Raw genomic sequence first — 21891 nt, forward strand, 5'->3', positions numbered from 1 at the left:
CCGGCAGGTTCATTAATGCACGGGGCGGTCAGGGCCCGAATGCTACTTTCGAAGCGGTGGGTGGGGTGCGTTGGTATTACAGGAACAGCGAGACTCCGTGGCGAGGGAGCTTGCTCCCGCTGGGCTGCACAGCAGCCCCAATTGAGCAGCCACACCATCAATATGGGCCTGAAAAGAAGGGCCGCTACGCGGCCCAGCGGGAGCAAGCTCCCTCGCCACAGGAGTCACTCGGTGAGTGCTTCGGGGGTCAGAAGAACCCCAACGGATTGACGTCATAGCTCACCAAGAGGTTCTTGGTCTGCTGGTAATGGTCGAGCATCATCTTGTGGGTTTCGCGACCGACGCCGGATTTCTTGTAGCCGCCGAACGCGGCATGCGCCGGGTAAAGGTGGTAGCAGTTGGTCCACACGCGTCCGGCCTTGATCGCCCGACCCATGCGGTAGGCGCGGTTGATGTCGCGGGTCCAGAGGCCGGCGCCGAGGCCGAACTCGGTGTCGTTGGCGATCGCCAGGGCTTCCGCTTCGTCCTTGAAGGTGGTCACGCCCACCACCGGGCCGAAGATTTCTTCCTGGAAGACGCGCATCTTGTTATGGCCCTTGAGCAGCGTCGGTTGGATGTAATAGCCGCTGGACAGATCGCCCTCAAGACGTTCGGCCGCGCCACCGGTCAGCAGCTCGGCACCCTCTTCCCGGGCGATGTCCAGGTACGAAAGGATCTTGTCGTATTGCTGCTGGGACGCCTGGGCGCCGACCATGGTCTCGGTGTCCAGTGGGTTGCCACGCTTGATCTTGGCGATTTTCTTCATGACCTCGGCCATGAACGGTGCGTAGATCGATTCCTGCACCAAGGCGCGAGATGGGCAGGTGCAGACTTCGCCCTGGTTGAAGAACGCCAGTACCAAGCCTTCGGCAGCCTTCTCGATGAACGCCGGCTCGGCTTGCATGATGTCTTCGAAGAAGATGTTCGGCGACTTGCCGCCCAGCTCCACCGTGGACGGGATGATGTTCTCAGCGGCGCACTTCATGATGTGCGAACCGACCGGAGTCGAGCCGGTGAAGGCGATCTTGGCGATGCGCTTGCTGGTGGCCAGGGCTTCGCCGGCTTCGCGGCCAAAGCCGTGGACAATGTTCAACACGCCGGCTGGCAGCAGGTCGGCGATCAGTTCGATGAATACGGTAATCGACAGCGGCGTCTGCTCCGCCGGCTTGAGCACGATGCAGTTGCCGGCGGCCAGGGCCGGGGCGAGTTTCCAGGCGGCCATCAGCAGCGGGAAGTTCCACGGGATGATCTGGCCGACCACGCCCAGCGGCTCGTGGAAATGATAGGCGGTGGTCAACTCGTTGATTTCGGCAGCGCCGCCCTCTTGGGCGCGGATGCAACCGGCAAAATAGCGGAAATGGTCAGCCGACAGAGGCACGTCGGCATTCAGGGTTTCACGCACGGCCTTGCCGTTGTCCCACGTCTCGCTGACGGCGAGGATTTCCAGGTTCTGCTCGATGCGGTCAGCGATTTTCAGCAGCACCAGGGAACGATCCTGAACGGAGGTCTTGCCCCACGCATCGGCGGCGGCATGGGCCGCATCCAGGGCTTTGTCGATATCGGCTGCGCTGGAGCGCGGGAATTCGCCGATGACTTCGCCGTTGACCGGCGACGTGTTGGTGAAGTATTCGCCGTTGACCGGCGCGACGAACTCGCCGCCGATGAAATTGCCATAGCGCGGCTTGAAGGAAACGACGGCGCCTGGGGTTCCGGGTTGTGCGTAGATCATGATGGGCCTCTGCCTGGTCGATGCCTGTCGCGGGACAGGCGATAGGCCGATGGTAGAGAGCCCCGTGCGGTGGACGAATGCGTCATTGGCAGGGGGCTCTCTCGTTATTTGGTCGTAGGTTTGGATTTTCAGGACACGAAGAGCGGGAACGAGCGCTGCCTTTGTGGCGAGGGGATTTATCCCCGCTGGGCTGCGAAGCGGCCCCAGAATCTCTGCGAGCGCTACGCACTCGAGCGGGGATAAATCCCCTCGCCACAAAAGCAGCACCCCGCTCAATGACAACTCAGCGCTTGGCCACAAGCTCCTTCGGCAACTTGAAGGTCCAGAGCATGCCGCCCTGGTTGAAGTCCTTCACGCGCTTGGCCACCTCGCCGCCCCACAGCGGCACCGCACCACCCCAGCCGGACACCACCGAGACGTACTGCTCGCCGTCCATTTCCCAGGTAATCGGCGAGCCGAGCACGCCGGAGCCGGTCTGGAATTCCCAGACCTTTTCCCCGGTCTTGGCGTTGAAGGCTTGCAGGAAACCTTCAGGCGTACCGGTGAACACCAGGTTGCCCTTGGTGGTCAGCACCCCGCCCCACAGCGGCGCGAAGTTCTTGTGGCGCCAGACTTCCTTGCCGGTCTTGGGGTCGATGGCCCGCAATACGCCGATGTAATCCTCGTTCAGCGGCTTGATGGTGAAACCGGCACCGAGGAACGCCGCGCCTTTCTTGTAGGCGATGCCTTCGTTCCAGATGTCCATGCCCCATTCATTGGATGGCACATAGAACAGGCCGGTGTCCTGGTTGTAGGCCATCGGCATCCAGTTTTTCGCACCGAGGAACGCCGGCGCCACGAACACCGAACTGCCCTTGGCTTCGCTGCCCGGCGCGCCCGGACGGCTGGCCTCGTTGTAGATTGGTCGGCCATCCTTGTCCAGGCCGGTGGCCCAGGTGATCTTGTCGACGAACGGGAAGCCGCGGATGAACTTGCCGTTGGTGCGATCAAGCACGTAGAAGAAGCCGTTACGGTCGGCGGTCGCCGCGGCCTTGATGTCCTTGCCGCCTTCCTTGTAGTTGAACGAGATCAGTTCGTTGACGCCGTCATAGTCCCAGCCGTCGTGGGGCGTGCTCTGGAAGTGCCACTTGATGCTGCCGTCGTCCGGGTTCAGGGCCAGGCGCGACGAGGAATAGAGGTTGTCGCCAGGGCGCAGGTGGGAGTTCCAGGGCGCCGGGTTGCCGGTGCCGAACAGCAACAGGTTTGTTTCCGGGTCGTAGTAGCCGCCCAGCCAAGGCGCGGCACCGCCAGTTTTCCAGAGGTCACCCGGCCAGGTCTTGCCCGCCTCGCCGCCGGAAATACCGTTTTCCACGGCCTTGCCGTCCTTGTAGACGTAGCCCATGTGGCCTTCCACGGTCGGCCGGGTCCACAGCAGTTCACCGTTTTTCGGGTCGAACGCACTGATCTGGCCGACCACGCCGAACTCGCCACCCGCCACGCCCGTGATGAGCTTGCCGTTCACCACGAGCGGCGCGGCACTGATGGAATAGCCTTCCTTGTGGTCGGCGACTTTCTTGCTCCACACCACTTTGCCGGTGTCCTTGTTCAAGGCCACCAACTTGGCGTCGAGGGTGCCGAAGAACACCAGGTCGCCATACAGCGCCACGCCCCGGTTGATCACGTCGCAGCACGGGCGGATGTCATCGGGCAGGCGCGCGTCGTATTGCCAGAGTTTCTTGCCGGTGCGCGCATCCACCGCGAACACCCGCGAGTAGGACCCGGTGAGGTACATCACCCCGTCCTTGATCATCGGCTGGGCCTGCTGGCCGCGCTGCTTTTCGCCGCCGAAGGAGAACGCCCAGACCGGACGCAGGTCCTTGACGTTATTCACGTTGAGGGTGTCGAGCGGGCTATAGCGCTGGCCCTGGACCCCCAGGCCGTTGGTGACGATCTGTTGCGGGTTCTTCGGGTCCTGGAGAATTTCCTGGTCGGTCACGGCGGCCAACGCCGAGCCGGACAGCAGCATGGCACTGAGCAGCAGGTTCACGGCGAAGGGCTGGCGACGTGCGGGATGAATCATGGCGGCTACCTCTGCGGTTATTGTTATACCCGGGAAATTTTCCCGGTCTGCCACAGATTCTTGGCCCCGACGGCGCCGCCAACAATTGCCCGCTGTGTTGAGTTTTCTAGTTCCTTGGTACATGTAGAAGTAAGCGAATCCCCCCGTGGCGAGGGAGCTTGCTCCCGCTGGGGCGCGCAGCGGCCCTAAAAATGGGTTTGTCAAAACTGATATGGAGGTGAAAAACATAGGGGGCCGCTTCGCAGCCCAGCGGGAGCAAGCTCCCTCGCCACGGGGATCTGCGCTCAGTCAGGGGCGTGGGTGTCCACTCGCTTCATCCCCACCCGCTCATAACGCGGATAAAGATGACTGACACTGCGAATCAGCTCATACCGGCTCAGGCTGATCCCGGCGAAGCGCTCGGGGATGGGGCTGCGGATCATCTCGGCCATGTCGTCGCCCCGGGCCGCGCCGTCGCGCATCAGTTGGTCGAGCCAGCCCAGGTAGTCGCGCATCTGCGAGAAAGGCCGGGCATCGCTGGCCACCGGGCCGTGGCCGGGGACGACTTGCTTCCAGGGCAGCGCCTGGAGCGTGTCGAGGTCCTTGAGCCAGACATCCAGGCCAGGGCTGTTCGGGGTGGTCAAGGCCCGTTCGTAAAACACCAGGTCGCCGGCAAACAGCACGCCGGTGGTTTCATCGAGGATCGCCAGGTCCGCGCCGGTGTGCCCGGCCAACGCCAGCAGGCGCAGTGAATGATCGCCGACCTTCAGCGTCCCGGGGCTCAGCGCCTGGGTCGGCAAGACCACCTCGGTGCCGCGCATCCAGTCGCCTACCAGCCGGTACATGTTTTCCGCCAGCGCATCGCCCTGCTGTCGCAGCAGGTCGGTGGTGCCGGGCAACGCGCCGATGGGTACGTCGCTGAAGGCCTGGTTGCCCAGCACGTGATCGGGATGATGATGAGTCAGCAGCACCTGGATCACCGGTTTACCAGTCGTCGCGGCTATGGCCTGGCGCAGCGCCTCGCCATAGCGCCTGGACGGTCCGGTGTCGATGACCACCACGCCCGCCTCGGTGACGATGAACCCGGTGTTGACGATGTTGCCACCGTTGGCCTTGGCGAAATTATCCGTGCTGCCTTCCAGCAACCAGGTGCCGTCGGCGATCTGCCGCGGCTTGAGGGAATAATCGGTGGCGGACCATGCCGGCAGGCACAGCCCAAGACAGACCAGCAACAACCAGCGCATGGTGCGCTCCTTTGATCAGGGGATGGCCGCCTCGAACTGGTTGCCGCTGTTGTCGCGCAGCACCAGGCGGGTCTGGCCCGGGCCTTGGATATCGAAGCCCAGGTTGGGGTTTTCGCTGACCGCCGGGAACAGCTCCAGGCGCGCCAGCAGCTTGCCCTCGGCGTCCAACAGTTGCGCCTGGTTGAGGAAGAACTCCGGGATGCCGCTCACCAGGCCGTTGTCCATGGGATGGGCGATCTGCAAGCGCAGGCGATTGGAATCCCCACGCGGGTAACGCCCGCCCAACACTTCGCCCAAGTGTTCTTCCCATCCCGGTTGGGTGCGCACCACGCTGGGCGCGGTGCAACCGCCACCCGCCGCATCGATCAGGGTCGAGCCAACGTGCCACAGGCCGTCGCGGGTCTGCACGGCGGCACGCAGCGGAGTCGCTTGCTCGATGCGAATACGGATCGACAGCCACGGCAGCACCCGCTCCGAAGGCTGGAAATCAACGATTCTTGGCAGCGGGTTGAGCTCGGCCCAGGCCAGCACCCGCACGACGTCGCCCGTGAAGGCCCGCGCATCGATTTCCAGCGGCACCTGGCGCGCGTCTTCGGCAAAGGGCGGCGCCAGCACCCGCACCCGCTCGTCGAACACGAACGGCGCATCCGCCAGCAACTGTTTGTGATAGAAGGCCCACATCACCGACGGCACCGGGTCCTTTCCCGGCTCGATCGCGCTCGCCATCAACGGCAGGCAACCCAACAGCAGGCCGAACGCTCGCCAATTCATCCCGCGCTCCTATTGGTACATCTCGGGTACTTCGTAGCGCAGGCCATAGTGGGCATACACCGTCTTGAGAGTGCCATCGCGAATCAAACCTTCCAGTGCCTCTTCCACTGCGTAGGCCAACTGACGGTTGCTTTCATGCACCGCCATGCCGATCTCCCAGCGCTGCTTGCCCATGTTCGGGTAGGCGTTTTCAGCGAGGGCCAACTGCGGGTCGGCCGCCTGATGCACTTGCCAGTCGATCTCCCCGCGCATCGCCATGACCGCGTCGACTTCGCCGGCCTGCATGGCCCCGAAGGCTTTGGCGACGGTGGGGTAATGGCGGGTCTTGGCGCTCAGCATGCCGTTGAACACCGAGGTCAGGTAGAACGAGGGCACGCTGTCGACTTCGACGCCGATGGGGTGCTGCTGGAACACCGCGACGCTGCCCACCGACTCCAGTCGGCGACGGTCATACGCCACCTGCCAGCATTCCTGTTGATACGGCCCGAACATCACCACCTGGGCGTTTTCCAGCTCACCGATGTCGTTGCGCCGTTGCACATAGTCGTGATCGTACGGCACGCGCATCATCAGGTCGGCCAATTGCCGGTCGTGCAATGGACTGCTGCGCCAGATGTAGTCACGCAGGTCATCGTCGAGCTTCTCGCCGGGCGGCGCCCAGATCAGTTTCAGCCGCACGCCCATGGCCTTGGCCAGGGCCTGTGCCAATTCCACATCGACGCCCCGGGGCTGGCCCTGGTCTTCGAAACTGTAGGGAGCGAAATCCTTGTAGACCGCGACCTTCAATTCGCCGTCGGCGATCATCTGGTCATAGCTGCGCACCTGCGCCTGCACCGCCGGGCCCCACAGCAACAGGCCGCACATCACCCACGCGAACAAGCGCATGGCAATCACTCCTCGACGTGCACGCTGTCCAGATAAGTCCGCACCGCCCACAGCGCTTCCTGGCTCAGGTAATCGGCCATCTTCGGCATGTAGACGCGACCGTCGCGCACCGCGCCGTGGCGCACGCGCTCGACAAACCATTCATCGCCGGCTTCGGCGGCGTCGAGCATGCGCAGGTCCGGTGCGATCCCGCCGGACTTGGCTTCCAGGCCATGGCAGGCCGCGCAGTTCTGGTTGTAGGCCGAAGCGCCGATTTCCACGGCCTTGTCCCGCTCCGGAGAGTTGCGATAAGGGTTCTGTGCAACCCAACCGTCGGCGTCCACCGGCAGGTTGGCGTCCTTGATGGGCGTCAGCCCTTTGGTTTCCACTGCCTGGGGCACTACGTTGCCATGGGCCCATGCAGAGCCAGCGCCGGTCAGCCCCATCAGCAATGCGGTAGCGATGATGGCGTTGCGTTTTGTTGTCATTGTTATGCCCTCGAAATTGCACGCAAGACCTCTTTGCAGAGGCCGTGCCGTCATCTTAGGAACCGCGTGCCTACAGCCGAATGCTGCTTTGGTGGTCGCGGTCTAGTTCCTTGGTAGCAGGTCGTCCGACGCAAGTCGCAAAGACAGGCGGCCTGGGAAGTCTTCCCGGCAAGGGCGGGACTTTTTCCGTATCGGACGAGGCGTGCGAGCCCCGACCCTAGTCAGGCCAAAACCTCACTGGGAAATCCCACCATGACAATAAAAACCCGCCCCGCCCTCTCCTCCCTGGCCGTTGCCTTGCTGCTTGCCGGTGGCCTGTCCCTGGGCACCCAGGCGCACGCCGCCGTGACCTGGGAAGACATCGCCAATGATCACCTGACCACCCAGGACGTGCTGCAATACGGCATGGGGACCAACGCCCAACGCTGGAGCCCGCTGGCCCAGGTCAACGACAAGAACGTGTTCAAGCTGACCCCGGCCTGGTCCTATTCTTTCGGCGACGAGAAGCAACGCGGCCAGGAATCCCAGGCCATCGTCAGCGACGGCGTGGTGTACGTCACCGGCTCGTATTCGCGGGTGTTCGCGCTGGATGCCAAGACCGGCAAGCGCCTGTGGACCTACAACCACCGCCTGCCGGACAACATCCGCCCGTGCTGCGACGTGGTCAACCGCGGCGCGGCCATCTATGGCGACAAGATCTACTTCGGCACCTTGGATGCCCGCGTCGTCGCCTTGGACAAGAACACCGGCAAGGTGGTGTGGAACAAGAAGTTCGGCGACCACGCCGGCGGCTACACCATGACCGGCGCCCCGGTGCTGATCAAGGACAAGACCAGCGGCAAGGTCCTGCTGATCCACGGCAGTTCCGGCGATGAGTTCGGCGTGGTTGGGCAACTGTTCGCCCGTGATCCGGACACTGGCGAAGAAGTCTGGATGCGCCCGTTTGTCGAAGGCCACATGGGCCGCCTCAACGGCAAGGACAGCACCCCGACCGGCGACGTGAAGGCGCCGTCCTGGCCTGACGACAAGACCACCGAGACCGGCAAGGTCGAAGCCTGGAGCCACGGCGGTGGCGCACCTTGGCAGAGCGCCAGTTTCGATGCCGAGACCAACACCATCATCGTCGGCGCGGGCAACCCCGGCCCTTGGAACACCTGGGCGCGCACGGCCAAGGACGGCAATCCGCATGACTACGACAGCCTCTACACCTCCGGCCAGGTGGGTGTCGACCCAAGCACCGGTGAAGTGAAATGGTTCTACCAGCACACGCCGAACGACGCCTGGGATTTCTCCGGCAACAACGAGCTGGTGCTATTCGACTACAAGGACAAGGACGGCAAGGTGGTCAAGGCCACCGCCCACGCCGACCGCAACGGCTTCTTCTATGTGGTGGATCGCAATAACGGCAAGTTGCAGAACGCCTTCCCCTTCGTCGACAACATCACCTGGGCCAGCCACATCGACCTGAAGACCGGTCGGCCGGTGGAAAATCCCGGCCAGCGCCCAGCCAAGCCGCTGCCGGGAGAAACCAAGGGCAAGCCGGTGGAAGTCTCGCCGCCGTTCCTCGGCGGCAAGAACTGGAACCCCATGGCCTACAGCCAGGACACCGGACTGTTCTACGTACCAGGCAACCAATGGAAAGAGGAGTACTGGACCGAGGAAGTCAGCTACAAGAAAGGCTCGGCCTACCTGGGCATGGGTTTCCGGATCAAGCGCATGTATGACGATCACGTCGGCAGCCTGCGGGCGATGAACCCCACCACCGGCAAGGTGGTGTGGGAGCACAAGGAGCCGCTGCCACTGTGGGCCGGCGTGCTGGCGACCAAGGGCAACCTGGTGTTCACCGGCACCGGCGACGGTTTCTTCAAGGCCTTCGATGCGAAAACCGGCAAGGAGCTGTGGAAGTTCCAGACCGGCAGCGGCATCGTCTCCCCGCCCATCACCTGGGAGCAGGACGGCGAGCAGTACATCGGCGTGACCGTCGGCTACGGCGGCGCCGTGCCGTTGTGGGGCGGCGACATGGCCGAACTGACCAAGCCAGTGGCCCAGGGTGGTTCGTTCTGGGTGTTCAAGATTCCGAGTTGGGATAAGGCCACGGCGCAGAAATAACCCTGACCCACCTGGGCCCCAACCCACACCACCACCCCCTGTGGGAGCGAGCTTGCTCGCGATAGCGCAATGTCAGTCAACATCAATGCCGGCTGGACCACCGCCATCGCGAGCAAGCTCGCTCCCACAGTTAACACCGAGTTCCTGCCATGAAATTTTTGCCATTACTGCTTCTGTTCATCGGCGCCGTTGCCCATGCCGATGACCCCGACACCGCTCTGACAATCAACGGCTGCACCATCGCCGAATCCAGCCAATGCCCCGGCGCCAACCTGCGGGGCGCCAAGCTCGCCAACCAGGACCTGCGCAAGATGAACCTCGCCGGCGCAGACCTGCGCGATGCCGACCTGCGCCACGCGCGGCTGGACCTGGCCAATCTCGAGAAAGCGCAGCTACAGGGCGCCAATCTCAATCGAGCCAGCCTGCAACAAAGCAATCTGCGCCTGGCGGACTTCAGCGGTGCCACGCTGAAGGCTATCCAGGGCTGGGGCCTGTTTGCCCAGGGTGCGCAGTTCCAGCAGGCCGACCTGACGGCGGCCTATCTTCAGTTCGCGCGGTTGTCCGGCGCCCGACTGCACGACGCCAACCTGCAGGCCGCCGACCTGGAAATGGCCTGGCTGAGCAAGGCCGACCTCAAGGGCGCTGATCTGCGCGATGCCAATCTGCAAGAGGTCAAGCTGGGTGAAAGTAATCTGGAGCAGGCCAACCTGATGGGCTCGCGGCAGCACTATGGGAATTTCCAGGATGCGAATATGCAGGGGTGTGTCGGGTGCCCGACTTCTTGGGAGCGCTGAACGCCCCGTGGCGAGGGGATTTATCCCCGCTGGGCTGCGAAGCAGCCCTAAAACCCGACAACTCGGTATGCCAGGTAGATCTAGGGGCCGCTTCGCGCCCCAGCGGGGATAAATCCCCTCGCCACAATTATCTTCATCGCCTGCTTTCACCCCGCCACCCGCACCACCCCCATATCAATCCCCAGATGCACCAACTCAGCATGGGAACTGACCTGCAACTTGCTCTTGAGCAACGTCAGGTGGTTGGAAACGGTCTTGGCGCTGATGCACAGCCGTTCGGCAATGGTTCGCGCGGGGGTGCCCTTGGCGAGCATGACGAAAATCTCCAGCTCGCGTTGGGTCATCGATTGCAGGCGCGGATCGCTGTCGTGGCGGGTGGTCGCGCAAGCCAATTGCGTCGCCAGGGCCTGTTCGATATAGGCATGACCGGCCAACACCCGCCGCACCGCTTCCACCAATACTTGCGGTGCCGAATTCTTCGTCAGGTAACCTGCCGCGCCGGCCTCCAGCGCCTGGCGAACCAATGGCAATTCATCGTGCATGCTGAAAAACAACACCCGCAGTTGCGGCAGGCGCTGCCGCAGGCGCCGGGTGGTTTCCAGCCCGCTGATGCCCGGCAGCCCGAAGTCCATGATCACCAGGTTCGGTACCTGCTCCTGCACCTGGCTCAACGCCTCTTCACCCGAAGCGGCTTCGCGAACCTGCAGCTCCGGCATCATTGCTCGCAACAGGCTGGCGTAGCCTTGCCGGACCACGGCGTGGTCATCCACCAACAAAATGTTCATGACGCCTCCAGGGGAATGTTCAAGTCCAGCGCCCAACCCGCGCCGGGCCGGCTCATGACCCGCAGCTCACCGCCGAGGCTGCGGGCCCGTTCGGCCATCGAATGCAAGCCCACGCCGGCCCGGGCGGGCTGCTGGGCACCGCAACCGTTATCGCGCACCCATAGCCGCAGGCGCCCGGCGCGGTGCTGCATGCGGATGCGTACCTGGCTGGCGTCGGCATGCCGGGCGATGTTGGTCAGCGCCTCCTGCAACAGGCGGTACAGGTGGGCTTTGTCCGGCCCGGCCAATGCCGGTAGCGCGCCATCGACCCGCAACTGACAGGCGATGCCGTGGTTGTCCTGCCATTGCCGGGCCAACAGCTCGATGGCCTCGCCCAGCGGCAGATGCTGGAGCACGACGGGGTACAAATCGTTGACCAAGGCGCGAAAACCTTGCTGCAAATGATCGCAGTGTTCTTCCAGTTCGCTGGCGGTCTGCTCCAGCGCAGGCGGCTGGTGGATCACCAGCCGCAGCAGGCAGGCCCGCGCTCGAATGCCTGCCACGTACTGGCCCAAATCGTCGTGCAGGGTTTGCGCGAGGGACCTGCGCTCCTGCTCTTGCACAGCCAGCAATGCCTGGGTCAGCCGAGCATTGTCCGCCCGGGTCTGGGCCAGGGCGGCAGTCATCCGATTGAAATGCTCCGCCAACCGCTGGGCCTCCGAAATGCCTGCTGCCCGCAGGTTCACCTGCAGATCCCCGGCGGACACCTGATGCAGCGCCTGCAGCAATTCGTCCAGCAAGCGCATGCCCCGGCGCACCGCCCAACGAATCGCCAGCAAGCTGAGCAGCAAGGCCATCGCGCAAACGCCGAGCAGTTGCACCAGGGAATCGAGGATCTCATCCACTTCATCCACGGGGTCAACGGCGATCCAGGCCCGACGTCCGTCCTGCAATTCAACGACCTGGGCGGCAGGACCATCGGCCAACAGTCGACGCCCCAACCAAGCGTTCAAGCCAGGCTCTTGCGCTGGCGAATTTTCCCCGGGTGCCGACCAGCGCACCCGTACATGACGCAGGCTGCCAGTCAGCCTCGATTGGAGGCTGGCCGGGTCGCGCTGGGCGGTCTCGCGCAGGTAATGCACCACCGACTCGGCCGATTGCAGTTCCCGTCGCACATCCGCCGTGGCCTGGTGCAACAGCAGGGTTGCACAGGCCAGGGTGACCAGGGCGAAGAACGCCGTGACCCAGAGGTTGATTCGCCAGAGGGCTGACATGGCTAGTGCTCCGCCCCCTGACTCACGCCGATCCCCCGTGGGAGCGAGCTTGCTCGCGATAGCGGTGGGTCAGCCGGCCTCAATATTGAATGTGCCGCCATCATCGCGAGCAAGCTCGCTCCCACAGGGGTCGGGGCACGCCAATCCACTCCGATCAAACTCAGGATCAGTAACAACGGCAACAGCAGCGTCTTGAACATTCGCACGGTCTGTCCGCTCCCTGATGAATGACAATTGAAAGCATCCTAAAACCCCGGCGCCTGGGGCGAGCTACTACCTTGGTACTGCCCCGGCGGTACTTTCTGCATATTTCCCCGGGACCACGGCCTTCCTATGCTGGCGCTACCTGCAATGGAGGACGTCATGCGCCGGCTTGTCAGTTACGCCCTGGTTTACCTGTTGGCTGCGGCGACCGCCCAGGCAGGCGACGCCGTGCCGTTGCAGGTGCGCATCGGCTACCTCGGCTACCGGCCCGACCCTGGCCCGCTGTTGTCCAACGTCATCGCCGAACCCTCCGATGCCGGGCTGCGCGGCGCCGAACTGGCGATCATCGACAGCAACAGCACCGGACGATTTCTCAAGCACGACTACCGCCTCGAAAGTGCCAACGTCGACAGCCCCCAGGCATTGCTGGAGGCCGCCCGTGCCCAGCATGCGCAAGGCCTGCGTCTGTTCGTGGTGAATGCGCCGGGCGAAAGCCTGCGCCAGCTCAGTGCCGCCCTCCCCGACAGCCTGCTTTTCAACGCTGGCAGCCCTGATGACAGCCTGCGCACCACCGAATGCCCGGGCAACGTCTTGCACACCCTGCCCGACCGCTCGACCCTCGCCGATGCCCTGATCCAATTCAGTGTCGTGCGCAAATGGCAGCGGGCCTTGCTGATCGTCGGCCAGACACCCGAAGACCAGGCCTACGCCGCCGCATTGCGCCGGGCCATGAAGCGCTTCGGCATGAAGATCGTCGCCGAGAAGGCCTGGCAGTTCGACAACGACCAGCGCCGCAGCGCCCAGGCCGACATGCCGCTGTTCACCCAGACCGCGGAATACGACGTGGTGCTGGTGGCCGACGAGCGCGGCGACTTCGGCGAATACGTGCCCTACCAGACCTGGTATCCGCGCCCGGTGGCCGGCACCCAAGGGCTGACGCCCACCGGTTGGCACAAGACGGTCGAGACCTACGGCGCGGCGCAACTGCAAAAACGCTTCGAAGCCTTGGCCGGGCGCTGGATGAACGACCGCGACTTCGCCGCCTGGATCGCCGTGCGCAGCATCGCCGCCGCCGTCAGCAAGTTGCGCCAGGACGACCCGTTCGCGATTCGCCAACTGGCCCTCGGCGATCAGTTGCCGCTGGATGGATTCAAGGGCCGCAAGCTCAGCTATCGCCCCTGGAACGGCCAGTTGCGCCAACCGATTCCCCTGGTTCAGCCGCGAGCCTTGGTCAGCACCTCGCCCCAGGACGGTTTCCTGCATCCGTCCAACGAAATGGACAGCCTGGGCTTCGACCAACCCGAAGTGAGCTGTCGCTACCCCTGATCGATAACAACAATAAGGAAAACGCCATGCGCCGCCCCCTGCTCAACCCGGCTCTGCTTTGCCAAGCCCTCGCCCTGGGCGCCTCGCTGCTCCTTGCCGGTCCCGCTGCGGCCAGCATTGCCTGGGTCTCCAATGAAAAAGACAACAGCCTCAGCCTGATCGATCTGCAGAGCCTTGAAGTCGTCGAAACCTTGCCGGTCGGCCAACGCCCCCGGGGCCTGTTGCTGTCCCATGACAACCGCCTGTTGTACATCTGCGCCAGCGATTCGGACCGGGTCCAGGTGATGGACGTCGCCACCCGCAAGATCATCAAGGAGCTGCCGTCCGGCAAGGACCCGGAACAATTCGCCCTGCACCCCAACGATCGCTGGCTCTATGTTTCCAACGAAGACGATGCCCTGGTCACGGTGATCGACACCCAGACCTCCGAAGTGCTGGGCCAGATTGGCGTGGGCGTCGAGCCCGAAGGCATGGCCGTCAGCCCCGACGGCAAGTGGGCGGTCAACACCAGCGAGACCACCAACATGCTGCACTGGATCGACACCAGCACCCAAACGTTGGCGGACAACACCTTGGTCGATCAACGGCCGCGCTTCGTCGAGTTCAATCGCGACGGCACGCAGCTCTGGGCCTCGGCGGAAATCGGCGGCACCTTGACTATCCTCGACGTTGCCACGCGCCAAGTCCTGAAAACCCTGACCTTCCAGATCAAGGGCGTGCATCCGGACAAGGTACAACCGGTGGGCATCAAGCTCAGCGCCGACGGCAAGCTGGCGTTCGTCGCCCTGGGCCCGGCCAACCATGTCGCGGTGATCGACGCGAAGACCTTCGAAGTGCTGGATTACCTGTTGGTGGGCCGGCGCGTCTGGCAACTGGCGTTCACCCCGGACCAGAAGCAATTGCTGGCGACCAATGGCGTCAGCGGCGATGTCTCGGTCATCGACGTCCAGAGCCGCAAGGTGCTCAAGTCGGTGAAAGTCGGACGCTATCCCTGGGGCGTGGTGGTGACGCCATGAACGCCTTGGAGGTCAGCGACCTGGGCTTCGCCTACGGCGCCCGGGAGGCCTTGCGCCAGATCCATTTCAGCGTGCCCGCCGGACACTTCGCCGCGCTCCTCGGGCCCAACGGCGCGGGGAAGTCGACGCTGATAGCCCTGCTGACGCGCCTGTATGACGTGCAGCGCGGCGAGATCCGGGTCGGCGGCCATTCGCTGCGCACGTCACCGCGCCAGGCCTTGCGCCAGCTGGGCGTAGTGTTCCAGCAAAGCACGCTGGACCTGGACCTGAGCGTCGAACAGAACCTGCGCTATCACCTCGCGCTGCACGGTGTGTCACGCCGCCAGGGCTGCGCGCGGGTCGACGCCGAGCTGGCCCGCCAACAATTGACGGAACGGCGCCACGAGCGCGTGCGCAACCTCAACGGCGGGCATCGGCGCCGGGTGGAAATCGCCCGCGCCCTGCTCCACGAGCCGCGCCTGTTGTTGCTGGACGAGCCGAGCGTCGGCCTTGATCCCGCCAGCCGCCAGGCCCTGGGGCAGCATATTCGCCAGTTGTGCAACGAACACGGCATCAGCGTGCTCTGGACCACTCACTTGCTCGACGAAGTGCAGCCCAGCGATGACTTGCTGATCGTGCATCAAGGCCGGTTGGTCGCCAGCGGTCGGGCCGCAGACGTGAGCGAGGAACACGGCGGTAGCCTCGGCTCGGCCTTCCATCGGTTGACCGCCTCGGGAGTCGCCGCATGAATGCTTATTGGCAATGTTTTAGTGGCATCGTGATGCGCGAATGGCTGCGCTTCGTCTTGCAGCGCACGCGGTTGCTCAGCGCGCTGGTGCGACCGCTGTTGTGGTTGCTGGTGTTCGCCGCCGGTTTTCGGGCGGCGCTGGGCATCGCCATCATCGCGCCCTACGACACCTACATCCCCTACGAGGTATACATCGTGCCGGGGCTCGCCTGCATGATCCTTCTGTTCAACGGCATGCAAGGCTCGCTGTCGATGGTGTACGACCGGGAAATGGGCAGCATGCGCGTGTTGCTGACCAGCCCCCTGCCCCGGGCCTTTCTACTGGCGAGCAAGTTGCTCGCGACCTCGCTGATTTCCTTGTTGCAGGTCTACGCCTTCCTCGCCATTGCCTGGCTCTACGGCGTCCAGCCTCCGGCGATGGGCCTGCTGCTGGTATTGCCGGCCCTGTTGTTGGTGGCGCTGATGCTCAGCGCCCTGGGCCTGTTGTTGTCCAATGCGATCCGGCAACTGGAGAATTTCGCCGGGGTGATGAATTTCGTCATCTTCCCGATGTTTTTCCTGTCTTCGGCGCTGTATCCGCTGTGGAAAATGCTCGAGGCCAGCCCGTGGTTGTACTGGTTGTGCGCGGTGAACCCCTTCACCCATGGCGTGGAACTGGTGCGGTTCGCCTTGTACGGGCAATTCAACCTGCTGGCGATGACCGTGTGTGTGGGGCTGACGCTGCTGTTCGCGCTGCTGGCGGTGTGGACGTTCAATCCGCAGCATGCGGCGTTGCGCAAGGCTAGCTGAACGGTCCAGCACACAGGGCCCCTGTGGGAGCGAGCTTGCTCGCGATAGCGGTGGACCAGACACATCAATGCTGACTGAACCACCGCTATCGCGAGCAAGCTCGCTCCCACACGGCAATGTGCGGGTCTTCAGGCCGGAAATTACTACTTTAGTACCGGTTTTCCTGTCTATGGTCGCATTCACAAGACCTCGACCCTGGCATGTAATGGGCGCATAACAAAAAGGATAAATCCCATGCCCCGTTTGCTGGCGATCGTCTTGCTGGGCCTGGCGCTGAATGTCGCTCAGGCCGACACCGCGCTGTTTTCCCCACAGGGTTATCGCATTACCCAATACCGCAGCCCGACGCCCGCCTCCGCCGACGGCGCGCAAACCCTCGACACCGAATCCTTGCAGCGCCTGCTCGGGCAAACACCCGCCCCGGTGTTGATCGACGTCTACCGACGTCCCTGGGTCCAGGGGCGTTTCATCGACACCGAGCCCCACGCCAACCTTCCCGGCAGCCTGTGGCTGGCCAACACGGGCGATGGCGAGCTGGATCCGACCTGGCAGGACTACTTTACTTTCCACCTGCGCAAAGCCACCGCCGAACGCCTGGATCAACCATTGGTCTTTTACTGCCGCTCGGATTGCTGGTTGAGCTGGAACGCGGTAAAACGCGCCGCGACCATGGGCTATAAACATTTGTATTGGTACCGCGACGGCCTCGACGCCTGGGAGGCGGCCAACCTGCCCCTGCAAGCCGCCCGCCCCGAACCTTTTCCCTGATGTGAGCGACCTGCGTGCAACTGCCCCAACACGACAATAACGAGGTGAATGGCCATGTATAAAATCCTGATAGCCGACGATCACCCACTGTTTCGCGAAGCCATCCACAACGTCATCAGCGACGGTTTTGCCGGCAGCGAGGTGATGGAAACCGCCGACCTGGACAGCGCCCTGGCGCTGACCCGCGAACACGACGACCTGGACCTGATCCTGCTGGACCTGAACATGCCCGGCATGCACGGCCTCAATGGCCTGATCAACCTGCGCAACGAGGCGCCGACCATCCCGGTGGTGATCGTTTCCGCCGAGCAGGACAAGCAGATCGTCCTGCAGGCCATTACCTATGGCGCGGTGGGCTTCATCACCAAGTCTTCGCCGCGCTCGCAAATGACCGACGCCATCGAGCAGATCCTCAATGGCAACGTGTACCTGCCGCCTGACATCATCCGCACCCAGAAGAGCCCGACGGGCCGGCGCCTGAACGAAACCCCGGCGTTCCCGCCCGAACTGCTCCAGGCCCTGACGCGCAAGCAACTGCTGGTGCTCGAACGCATGACCAAGGGCGAATCGAACAAGCAGATCGCCTACACGCTGGATATCGCCGAAACCACGGTCAAGGCCCACGTCTCGGCGATCCTGCGCAAGCTCAACGTGCATAACCGGGTGCAGGCGATTCTCAGTGCGGGGGATATCGATTTCGGGGCGTACTTGCGCCGGTAGCTGGCTACCCGCGCTCCGTGGCGAAAAGAGATCAACTGTGGCGAGGGGATTTATCCCCGCTGGGCTGCGAAGCAGCCCCCTGGATCTTTCTGTGGAACCGAGTAATCCGGAATTAGGGCCGCTTCGCGCCCCAGCGGGGATGAATCCCCTCGCCACAAAAGCGGTTCGACTCATCGGCTGGTTGTTTGGCCCAGCAAGTGACTCATCGCAATCTTCAACTTCATCGGCCGCACCGGCTTGTGCATCAGCGTGTGGCCAAGCTCGCGGATCTGCTGCTTGAGTTCGTTGCTGTAATTGGCCGTGATCATCATCGCGGGAATCGGTGAGGTTCGGCAGGCGTTGATCCGCGCCACGGCATCGACGCCGTTCTGGTCGTGATCCAGGTGGTAGTCGGCAATCAACAGGTCCGCGTCGGCACGATAATCGTCCACCTGCCGCGCGAGGTCCTGTTCCGACAATGCCGTCACCACCCGGCAGCCCCAACCTTCCAGCAAAGTGCGCATGCCGGCGCAGATCGCCGCGTCGTTGTCCAGTACCCAGATCCGCGCCCCACGCAGGCGTTCGAGCATCGGCTCGCTCATGTCCAGGCACGGCAGTGGCTTGGGCGCGGTGGCGCTGAGGGGGACTTCGATGGCGAATACCGAGCCTTTGCCCGGCCATGAACGAACCTGGATGCGATGCCCGAGGATCCCGGCGATCTTCTCGACAATCGCCAACCCCAGGCCCAAGCCACGATCCTGGTCCGGACGCTGGACGTCACCGCGCTTGAACTCTTGGAAAATCTCCTCCAGGCGATCCTGGGCGATGCCGATGCCGGAGTCCCAGACTTCGATCGACACACGATTGCCGTGGCGCCGGCATCCCAACAGCACTCGCCCGTTCGGGGTGTAGCGCAGCGCGTTGCTCAGCAGGTTGCGCAGGATCCGCGCCAACAGTTGGATGTCGCTGCGCACCAGCACCGAGCAAGGTATGAATCGCAACTCCAGACCCTCGCTGCGAGCCACTTGGCGATATTCGGCTGCCAGGTTGTCGAGCAATTCGCACAACGCGAACGGCGCTACATCGGCCTTGATCACACCGGCATCGAGCTTGGAAATATCCACCAGCGTGCCCAACAGATTTTCCACGTCCTGCAGGGAATTGCTGACGTTGCGCACCAGTTGCGCGTTCGCCACTGGCTCGCGGCGTTCGAGCAAGGCGCTGGTGAACAGCCGCGCCGCGTTCAATGGTTGCAACAGGTCATGGCTCACCGCCGCGAGGAATTTGGTTTTCGACAGGTTGGCCCGCTCGGCTTCACGCTTGGCTTCGCGCAGGCGCAGTTCCACCCGGCTGCGCTCGTCGATTTCCCGTAGCAACTGGTCGTTGAGGGTGGTCAGTTCTGCGGTGCGCTCCTGCACTCGCTGTTCCAGGTTCTGATATGCCTGGTGCAGCGCCTCGGCGGTGCGACGGCGCTCGGTGATGTCGCGGATCAGCACAAAGATGCCCACCACCTCGCCGTTGGCCAGCCGGTTGGGCACGTAGGAGCGCAACATGTAGCGCTCCTGGTTGTTGATGTTGGTCTCGGCGAATTCGAAGGTCACACTCTCGCCAGCCAACGCCCGGGCCACGTAGGCTTCCAGGCGCTGGTAGTGCTGTTCACTGTGGGCTTCGCGCAGGCTCTGGCCGAGCATCACGCCGCGGGGCCAGCAATACCATTGCTCGTAGACCTTGTTGGTGAACTCATAGACCAGATCGGCATTGAGGTAGGCGATCAGCGCCGGCACGTGGTCGGTGATCAGGCGGATCCAGCGCTCGCTCTCGCTCAACGCTTCGGCGTGCTGGTAACGCTCGGTGATGTCGGTGAAGGTGTTGACGTAGCCACCGGTGGGCAGCGGATGGGTGCGGATCTCCAGGACGCGGCCATCAGAGAGGCGCTGCTCGCACTCCTGAATCCGCCGGCCACTGCCGTCGCGACTGGCCGGCGTCAGCAGTTGCAGTTCGCTGTCGGCGATCACTTCGTTGAACGGCCGATGGGCCGCCACCGGCGCCAGGCCACTGAGTTCCAGGAAGCGCCGGTTCCACAGTTCCAGCACGCCTTGGGCGTTGACCATCGCCACGCCCTGGGACAGGTTGTCCACGGCGCGTTGCAACAGATGGGATTTCTGCGCGACGGCCTGTTCGCGGCGCACGGTTTCGCTGAGTTTGACGTCGGTGATGTCGGTGAACAGGATCACACGCCCGCCTTCCTGGGTCGGCCGTTCGCTGACCTGCAGCCAGCGCCCGTTCTGCAAGCGATACAGCACCGGCTCGTCTGGCTGGCCGCGGGTTTCCTCGCTGAACAAACCGTTGGCGGTCATCAGGCGCTTGACCTCGCCAAGGCGCATCCCCGCAATGATCCGCACGCGGCTGTGGGCCCAGAACGCCTTGAAACGGCTGTTGAACAGAACGATGCGTTGTTGCTCGTCGAACAGCACGAATGCATCGGAAATGCTTTCGATCGCATCGATCAGGTGCCGATGGGCCGTTTCCGCCCGCAACCGTGCTTCGCCGAGCAAATGATTGCCGGCCTTGAGCTCGGCCATGGCCTGGTTCAACGCATCGGTACGTTCACGCACCTGCTCGGCCAGCACCACCGAATGCTGGAACGCGGCATACGGGTCGCTGCCGCGGGTCACGCCGGATTCCACCCGTTCGATCAGTGCGTCGTTGATGCGCCGCAGTTTGTGGTTTTCATGCTGCAGGGCGGCGAGCTGCGCCTGCAGCTCAGCGATGGCCGGGGACGCGATGGCGGGCAATGGCAACTCCGGTGAACGTCTGGTTGATGTGCATGCCATTGAACTGTTCTCCATAGGTGTTGAACCCCATCACCCGATGTTCACGCAAAAATTGGCCGATCTGCTCCAGGCCGTCGCGCCCTTCCAACTCCAGGCGCCGCAGGAAACAGTCGCAGCCGATGGTCAGCAACAGATCGCCGAGGCGCGCCTGCAAGCCGTCGAACAGGTCTTGCAGGTTGTGCAGCAACGGCCCCGGATCCATGGCGGTCAGGACGATGCCGTTCTCCACCGCACAATAAAAACTCAGGCTCAGGTCCGGATGGACCTGCTGGATCGCTCGGACGTAGTACTGGTCGTTGATCCGCACCGCCAAGGGGTGCGCGGCGAATACCCGATAGTCCAGGGCACTCACCGGGACGCCGATGTGCCGCGCGTATTCCTCCGCGGCAGGCTCGGCGTTGAGTTCGTAGACCCGCCGCGAGGCGCTGTCGGCGCCGGTCACCACCAGTTTCTCTTGCCGGGGCAGGATGTGGTGGGTGGTGAACACCTCGAATTCCAGCCAGGTATTGATCAGCACTACCACCGCTGCGCCGCTGTGGAACTGGCCTTCAAAGTAAACGTGGGTGTGGGTCAGGTAGTTGTCATCGCCGGCCGAACCGCCGAAATGCGGGATGTCCCCCAGGGCGGCGCTCAAGGCTGCCAGCACCATTTCCTCACGGCTGGACAGGCCGTCCAGCAGGGTCAAGGCGAAACTGTGACCCTTGATTGGCGCCAAGGCGTTGCTGCGACAACCGCTCGCCAGCCGCTCGACCATCTGCTGGGCGTCGATCAGGCTGAAGTGCTCCATCTCGCCGATCAGTTCGGCGGCGATGGAGAAATGCCGGTGGTCGAAACCCACCGCCGTCACGCAATTGCGGCCGTAGCCTTGCGGGGTGATTTCCCCGGCGCTGGTGCAGCCCACCAGGCGAATCCCGCCAAAGCTCCGGGCCAACGCCTGGGCGAGGTCTGGCAAATGGTATTCGGCGGAACAGAAAAACAGCACGAACCCCAGGTACGGGTGCAACAACTGTCGCGCCAGTTCCTGGGCCACTTGTTCGACGTCCGTTGCCTGGGACATGGCGCTGACCACACCCTCGCTCTGGGCCTGCTGCATCTGCGCCTCCGACGGTGCGTGATAGAGCCTTGAGTGTACGAATCCGCGCCCTGCCCACGAATGCTACTTGGGTAGCGGGTGGGCACTTCCATGGGAGGAGAACCGTGACGGCCCCGGCCGCGATGCGCACGGTCGGGGCCGACACGAAAACCTAAGACATGTTCGAGACCGCTTTTGTGGCGAGGGGATTTATCCCCGCTGGGCTGCGCAGCAGCCCCCGGACCTTTGTGTGGAACCGAGTAATCAGGGATTAGGGCCGCTTCGCGCCCCAGCGGGGCGGTGCGACGTTTCGCTAAATCCCCTCGCCACAGGGGTCATTGC

The 21891-nt window shown here is 63.5% G+C and carries 18 protein-coding genes; 8 read left to right on the forward strand and 10 right to left on the reverse strand.

Annotation, left to right across the window (positions count from 1 at the left end; genetic code table 11):
* Window positions 1-247: 247 nt before the first annotated feature.
* From exaC to pedF, 6 genes are all read right to left on the reverse strand, one after another.
* A complete protein-coding gene (gene exaC / locus Q7C33_RS26455; RefSeq protein ID WP_030138944.1) occupies window positions 248-1768 on the reverse strand; it encodes an acetaldehyde dehydrogenase ExaC in 1521 nt (506 codons plus the stop codon).
* A 283-nt stretch (window positions 1769-2051) separates the two neighbouring features.
* Window positions 2052-3827, reverse strand: coding sequence for a PQQ-dependent methanol/ethanol family dehydrogenase (locus Q7C33_RS26460; RefSeq protein WP_030138945.1), 1776 nt, complete (start codon window positions 3825-3827; stop codon window positions 2052-2054).
* Window positions 3828-4111: 284 nt separating this feature from the next.
* Complete coding sequence (locus Q7C33_RS26465; protein WP_258647080.1) at window positions 4112-5050, reverse strand: quinoprotein relay system zinc metallohydrolase 1; 939 nt, start codon at window positions 5048-5050, stop codon at window positions 4112-4114.
* Between the two features lie 15 nt (window positions 5051-5065).
* Window positions 5066-5821: a quinoprotein dehydrogenase-associated SoxYZ-like carrier gene (locus tag Q7C33_RS26470; protein ID WP_407684404.1), complete on the reverse strand. Its 756-nt coding sequence runs from the start codon at window positions 5819-5821 to the stop codon at window positions 5066-5068.
* Between the two features lie 9 nt (window positions 5822-5830).
* Window positions 5831-6706, reverse strand: coding sequence for a substrate-binding periplasmic protein (locus Q7C33_RS26475; protein ID WP_030140757.1), 876 nt, complete (start codon window positions 6704-6706; stop codon window positions 5831-5833).
* Between the two features lie 5 nt (window positions 6707-6711).
* Entirely contained in the window at window positions 6712-7173 is a 462-nt protein-coding gene (pedF, locus tag Q7C33_RS26480) for a cytochrome c-550 PedF (RefSeq protein ID WP_030140756.1), read from the reverse strand.
* A gap of 252 nt (window positions 7174-7425) precedes the next feature.
* Between pedF and exaA the strand changes: the two genes are divergently transcribed.
* Window positions 7426-9282: a quinoprotein ethanol dehydrogenase gene (gene exaA, locus Q7C33_RS26485; protein WP_407684405.1), complete on the forward strand. Its 1857-nt coding sequence runs from the start codon at window positions 7426-7428 to the stop codon at window positions 9280-9282.
* A 149-nt stretch (window positions 9283-9431) separates the two neighbouring features.
* Window positions 9432-10076 carry a pentapeptide repeat-containing protein gene (locus tag Q7C33_RS26490; RefSeq protein WP_258647092.1) on the forward strand — a complete coding sequence of 215 codons (645 nt, stop codon included), beginning with the start codon at window positions 9432-9434 and terminating at the stop codon, window positions 10074-10076.
* A gap of 146 nt (window positions 10077-10222) precedes the next feature.
* On the opposite strand, the gene Q7C33_RS26495 is transcribed toward Q7C33_RS26490, so the two are convergent.
* The gene (locus Q7C33_RS26495) at window positions 10223-10861 is read right to left on the reverse strand and encodes a response regulator (RefSeq protein ID WP_030140753.1); all 639 of its coding nucleotides are present in this window, start codon (window positions 10859-10861) and stop codon (window positions 10223-10225) included.
* Complete coding sequence (locus tag Q7C33_RS26500; protein ID WP_030140752.1) at window positions 10858-12114, reverse strand: HAMP domain-containing sensor histidine kinase; 1257 nt, start codon at window positions 12112-12114, stop codon at window positions 10858-10860. Before Q7C33_RS26500 ends, Q7C33_RS26495 begins: the two co-directional genes overlap by 4 nt.
* A 363-nt stretch (window positions 12115-12477) precedes the next feature.
* On the opposite strand from Q7C33_RS26500, the gene Q7C33_RS26505 reads away from it, so the two are divergent.
* From Q7C33_RS26505 to Q7C33_RS26530, 6 genes are all read left to right on the forward strand, one after another.
* Window positions 12478-13644 carry an ABC transporter substrate-binding protein gene (locus Q7C33_RS26505; RefSeq protein WP_030140750.1) on the forward strand — a complete coding sequence of 389 codons (1167 nt, stop codon included), beginning with the start codon at window positions 12478-12480 and terminating at the stop codon, window positions 13642-13644.
* Window positions 13645-13670: 26 nt separating this feature from the next.
* Complete coding sequence (locus Q7C33_RS26510) at window positions 13671-14660, forward strand: YVTN family beta-propeller repeat protein (protein ID WP_249874727.1); 990 nt, start codon at window positions 13671-13673, stop codon at window positions 14658-14660.
* Window positions 14657-15388 (forward strand): ABC transporter ATP-binding protein, encoded by a 732-nt coding sequence (locus Q7C33_RS26515; protein WP_407684406.1) that lies wholly within the window; start codon window positions 14657-14659, stop codon window positions 15386-15388. Before Q7C33_RS26510 ends, Q7C33_RS26515 begins: the two co-directional genes overlap by 4 nt.
* Window positions 15385-16176 (forward strand): ABC transporter permease, encoded by a 792-nt coding sequence (locus tag Q7C33_RS26520; protein ID WP_407684407.1) that lies wholly within the window; start codon window positions 15385-15387, stop codon window positions 16174-16176. Before Q7C33_RS26515 ends, Q7C33_RS26520 begins: the two co-directional genes overlap by 4 nt.
* 234 nt (window positions 16177-16410) lie before the next feature.
* Entirely contained in the window at window positions 16411-16944 is a 534-nt protein-coding gene (locus Q7C33_RS26525) for a PQQ-dependent catabolism-associated CXXCW motif protein (RefSeq protein ID WP_407684408.1), read from the forward strand.
* Window positions 16945-16998: 54 nt separating this feature from the next.
* The gene (locus Q7C33_RS26530; RefSeq protein WP_039588789.1) at window positions 16999-17664 is read left to right on the forward strand and encodes a response regulator transcription factor; all 666 of its coding nucleotides are present in this window, start codon (window positions 16999-17001) and stop codon (window positions 17662-17664) included.
* A 170-nt stretch (window positions 17665-17834) separates the two neighbouring features.
* On the opposite strand, the gene nahK is transcribed toward Q7C33_RS26530, so the two are convergent.
* Both nahK and nosP read right to left on the reverse strand, forming a co-directional pair.
* Entirely contained in the window at window positions 17835-20477 is a 2643-nt protein-coding gene (nahK, locus tag Q7C33_RS26535; protein ID WP_407684409.1) for a hybrid sensor histidine kinase/response regulator NahK/ErcS', read from the reverse strand.
* Complete coding sequence (gene nosP / locus Q7C33_RS26540) at window positions 20407-21570, reverse strand: nitric oxide-sensing protein NosP (RefSeq protein WP_030140744.1); 1164 nt, start codon at window positions 21568-21570, stop codon at window positions 20407-20409. The genes nahK and nosP overlap by 71 nt, the downstream gene beginning before the upstream one ends.
* Window positions 21571-21891: the final 321 nt, after the last annotated feature.

It is taken from the genome of Pseudomonas sp. BP11-1-1 (assembly GCF_052112105.1).
Classification (GTDB): Bacteria; Pseudomonadota; Gammaproteobacteria; order Pseudomonadales; family Pseudomonadaceae; genus Aquipseudomonas; species Aquipseudomonas alvandae.